6 protein-coding genes are annotated in these 4,100 nt (G+C 44.2%); 5 read left to right on the forward strand and 1 reads right to left on the reverse strand.

Annotation, left to right across the window (positions count from 1 at the left end; all coding sequences use genetic code 11):
- The coding region (locus EI164_RS14850; protein ID WP_192520690.1) for a replication initiation protein at nucleotides 1–602 on the forward strand (602 nt) is incomplete at its 5' end.
- A 110-nt stretch (nucleotides 603–712) separates the two neighbouring features.
- Here EI164_RS14850 and EI164_RS14855 read toward each other — a convergent pair.
- Nucleotides 713–1,177 carry a PH domain-containing protein gene (locus EI164_RS14855; protein WP_192520691.1) on the reverse strand — a complete coding sequence of 155 codons (465 nt, stop codon included), beginning with the start codon at nucleotides 1,175–1,177 and terminating at the stop codon, nucleotides 713–715.
- Between the two features lie 274 nt (nucleotides 1,178–1,451).
- On the opposite strand from EI164_RS14855, the gene EI164_RS14860 reads away from it, so the two are divergent.
- The 4 genes from EI164_RS14860 to EI164_RS14870 all read left to right on the forward strand — a co-directional run.
- Nucleotides 1,452–1,808, forward strand: coding sequence for a plasmid mobilization protein (locus EI164_RS14860; RefSeq protein ID WP_192520692.1), 357 nt, complete (start codon nucleotides 1,452–1,454; stop codon nucleotides 1,806–1,808).
- Between the two features lie 683 nt (nucleotides 1,809–2,491).
- Nucleotides 2,492–2,959: an MbeB family mobilization protein gene (locus EI164_RS17520; RefSeq protein ID WP_225739334.1), complete on the forward strand. Its 468-nt coding sequence runs from the start codon at nucleotides 2,492–2,494 to the stop codon at nucleotides 2,957–2,959.
- A 6-nt stretch (nucleotides 2,960–2,965) separates the two neighbouring features.
- Nucleotides 2,966–3,466 carry a hypothetical protein gene (locus EI164_RS17525; RefSeq protein WP_413038467.1) on the forward strand — a complete coding sequence of 167 codons (501 nt, stop codon included), beginning with the start codon at nucleotides 2,966–2,968 and terminating at the stop codon, nucleotides 3,464–3,466.
- A gap of 299 nt (nucleotides 3,467–3,765) precedes the next feature.
- The coding region (locus tag EI164_RS14870; RefSeq protein WP_192520694.1) for a replication initiation protein at nucleotides 3,766–4,100 on the forward strand (335 nt) is incomplete at its 3' end.

Consider the following 4,100-nt stretch of genomic DNA (forward strand, 5'->3'; position numbering starts at 1 on the left):
CCAGTGAGCATGGTAGCCGTAAAGCCCTAGAGTATCTCGCTAAAATACAAGCAGGGCTTGTCAGAGAGACAAGAGCAGACGTCGGCTATACCAACTTCATCACCAAAAACCCCATGCACGAGCATTGGCGTACCGAAGTATGGACAAAAGAAGCCTACGAGCTAAATTATCTAGCGGAGTTTGTTGATTTAAGACCTTTAACGAATACCGAGAAAGAATATGGGCTTGGTAGGAACTGTTCCCTGTTCGATACCGTTCGCCATTGGGCGTATTCTGCGATTAGAGAGCACCGAGGTAAGACTTGGGAACAATGGTATAACTCAGTGCTTAAACACGCTCAAAGCGTCAATATGATGTTTTCAGAGCCGTTACCGTACTCAGAAATCAAAGCCACTGCCAAAAGTATCGCAAAATACTGTTGGAAGCGTGACTCATATCACTATAACGAGTTTATTTATCGTCAGGCTATTAAGGGTAGTAAAGGCGGCAAGGTATCTAAACGTAAGCCTGTAGCTACGTCAGAGCAATCATTAAAACCATGGTTAGAGTTAGGTATTTCTGAGAGCACATACCAAAGAAGAAAAAGACTCGGCAAAATTTGACAGTGGATAAGCCTAAATCAGATAACAGCCTTTTGACTGGCTCTTTTTTTATTGCTTAGGCTATCTGATTATGGCTCACTATTGTTCGTTTTGCTCTACTTTATTTATGACTAATCAAATTGAGAAGGGTTCTCTAGAAACTCGTTAACGACCATACGGAACTGCGTTGGGTGTGCGATAAAAGGAATAGGCGTTTTAATTCCTCCAGTACCAGAAATTAAGACAGAGCCATAGTTCAAGATCCTTCCGAAGATACCTTGGTTAACCATCAGTCCTTCAACTTTCTCCAAGCGCAACTCAATAGTATTGCGACGAATGAAACCAGTTTTAGCAATAACACGTTTATTAGTCAAAGCCAGCTCAGTTGTAAGAACTCTAAGAACAGCAACGCCTATAAAAAATGCAGCAAGGAGCAATATAACAAAACCGTTACCCCCTCCTAGAGCAACGCCTAAGCCACTAAGTAGCAGGAGGCCGCCAATCAAAAGAAATGGCCATTGTGACCACCAAGATACCGTCGCTTCTTGGATAACACGTTCACTGCTAGTAAGGTTTGAATCGATATAACTGCCCATAAACTTCTCCAACATAGATCAGACAAAAACAACATTCTATCAGCAATAAACATGTAACAAATACTAAGACTAAGAACTTTAGTGAAATTATTTAGTATTTGTATTGAATGACATTGCTGATAAATAAACAAGATAACTCTAAATAGTTACCTTTCAATGTTATTATGACATTAAGCCAGCATATGCCGTCATTACAATCTACTTCGTTTCTTTTCATTCTGGCATGCCGGTAAGGGGAAACCCCTTAACCCCAAAAACCTTACGGACGTCACCCATGAGCGATGAAAAACCCACTAAGAAAATCAGAGACAGGCATATTCAAATACGCCTCACTGATGCCGAATTTTCGGAGATAAAAATCCGAGCAGGTGAGCTTGGCACATCAACCTTCTTGCGCCAGTTGGCACTCAATCAAAAGATCGAACAGCCAAAAGCAAAGGCTAAGAAAATCATTCACGCAGCTGATCCCGAATTGGTGCGTCACGTGGCATGGATTGGCAATAACATGAACCAAATTGCCAAGCACCTAAACCAAGGCAACCAAGTAGACAATGAGGTACTTATGACTTTGGTGAAGATACAAGCCGATCTTGATACAGAGCTACAAAGGATTATGAGCGATGATCGTTAAATTCTTTCGTCATGGCACAGGTGGTGGCAGTGCCGTCTTTGATTACTTGCTTGGCAAAGACGGTGATCGCCCTGATGCCGAAATATTGCGCGGTGACGTAGAACAGCAAAAGCTACTCATTGACTCATTAGATTTTAAACGCCAGTACACCAGTGGTTGCTTGAGTTTCGAGGAAGCTCCTGACCATCTAACGCTTAAGCAAAAAAATGACATTATGGATGGCTTTGAAGAAACGATTACCGCAGGGTTAGACGCTGATAGGGTGAGCTTTGCATGGGTTGAGCACAGGGACAAAGGGCGGCTTGAGCTGAACTTTGTCATCGCTAATGTTGATCTTGAGCATGGGCGACTGTTCCAGCCCTATATTCACAGCCAAGACAAAACGAGGGTCAATGCGTGGAAAGATCTACAGAACATTTACTATGATTTATCAGACCCAAATGACCCCATACGCAAGCGATTAATGGCGCAGCGTGATAACTTACCCCGAGCGACCAAAGAAGCGCGTGAAGCCATTACAGAGGGCTTAGAAAGCATGGTGGCTAATGGGCTGATAACCAACCGCCATGAGGTCATAAAAACGCTGCAAGACGCAGGGTTTGAAATCGCACGCGAGACGGACAAAGCAATATCTATCAAAAACCCCAGTGGTGGCAGAAACATTAGATTAACAGGCGGATTATATGAGCGAGATTTTAAGTTTAGCCCAGAACTTCAAGAAACAGTCGAACGAGACAGCAGCGCTTATAGAGACAACGCTACAGGACGACTTAGGGAAGCTACACGCGTCCTTTATGAAGAGCTTGATCGAAAGCGAGAGTATCATCAAGCAAGGCACGGAGAGCCTAGACGAGAAGCAAAGCCAGTTAAAGACCATGCTAGAACAGCATCACCAAGCGATCGAGGGCGTATTGGTCAGACACCTTTTCAACGTCCAAGCCCTTACGACAGAAAGCCTAGAAAAGCAAAAGCTAGAGATAGTGGAAATGATGAACGAGTATTCACAAGAGTTAAGCCAAACAATGCAAGCTCATCAAGAAAATGCGCTCGACTTTGTTTACCGCCGAGCATGGGTAGTGGTGATTGGCTGCGCGATTGTCGCTTTAGTGATGATGGGATTTGGCGTCATGCTCGGAATGAAATTAGGATAACAGACCATGCAAAAACAACTGATACAGCAAGTCAGCAAAGCCATGCAAGCGAACGCAGACACGATAGCGCGGCAGAAAGAGATTATCGACCACCAAGAGCAGAGCATCGAGAGATTGAAGCGATTATTGACGGCATTGGCAGAAACGCAAGACAAGGAACTCAAAGCGTTACCAAGTATGTTCGATGCATTAGAGACTTCACTGAGCAAGCACACGAAAGAGCAGCAAGCTTGGTGGAGTCATCGCAAGCAATACACAGAAGGGCAAATAATTATCGCAGAACAACTGAGCAAACTCGCGACCATACAGATGCAGCTCACAGCAGCCTTGAGCGAGTATCAGAGTACACTAGTACCAGCAGACGAGTTAACGAGCGATATGAGCGCATTAGAGACGATGCTGAAAGGTATCACGGAGCAGCTAAAGAGTTCACAGAACGCAATCAAGCAGTCACAGAGCAAATTGACCAGCGAGTTAGAGACTGTCGCGAAATTAATAAACAAATGACGCAAGAGCTTGAAAAACAACGCCCTAAGAGGACTTATTCGGGTCCCAGTATGGGCAGATAACGTGAAGTAGGTACAACTTTTTATAGCGATGTACGCCTTAAATGGCGTGGCTTACAAGAAAATTCTTAATTGACGTAATAGAAATGAGCGCGTAAACTCAAGTGCTAGAAACGACTAACCCCCAGTGCTACCAACACTAGGGGTTAGATGAATTTTAATCTGTGTCAGCAGATATAAAACCCATTTTTTCGATACGGACATTTTATATCAGCAGGCGCACCAACACAAGTGTGCGTGATGTTAATACTACCGGAAATATACGAAAATCTCCCCTTAAAGCCTTATTGCACCGATGATCTAGGTGGTCTTGTCATTCGTCCTAGGCAAACTGCCGTAAAGATGCGGTATATTCAGCACAACCCTCCTTGCATGACCCACTTTATCTGCCTAGACATTGATCATGAGCATGGCGCAATGCGTTGGGCGGAAGAATACCTACCACCGCCACGGTGGACAAGCCAAAATCCTGAAAACGGACACGCTCATATCGTCTATGAGCTAAAAACGCCCGTTTGCACCAGTGAGCATGGTAGCCGTAAAGCCCTAGAGTATCTCGCTAAAATACAAGCAGG

The sequence above is a fragment of the Psychrobacter sp. FME13 genome, from assembly GCF_014861395.1.
Taxonomy (GTDB): Bacteria; Pseudomonadota; Gammaproteobacteria; order Pseudomonadales; family Moraxellaceae; genus Psychrobacter.

Excerpts from the sequence above, each read along its gene's own strand:
- EI164_RS14855 (WP_192520691.1), bottom strand. The coding sequence starts at position 1,177 with ATGGGCAGTTATATCGATTCAAACCTTACTAGCAGTGAACGTGTTATC.
- EI164_RS14860 (WP_192520692.1), top strand. The coding sequence starts at position 1,452 with ATGAGCGATGAAAAACCCACTAAGAAAATCAGAGACAGGCATATTCAA.
- EI164_RS17520 (WP_225739334.1), top strand. The coding sequence starts at position 2,492 with ATGAGCGAGATTTTAAGTTTAGCCCAGAACTTCAAGAAACAGTCGAAC.
- EI164_RS17525 (WP_413038467.1), top strand. The coding sequence starts at position 2,966 with ATGCAAAAACAACTGATACAGCAAGTCAGCAAAGCCATGCAAGCGAAC.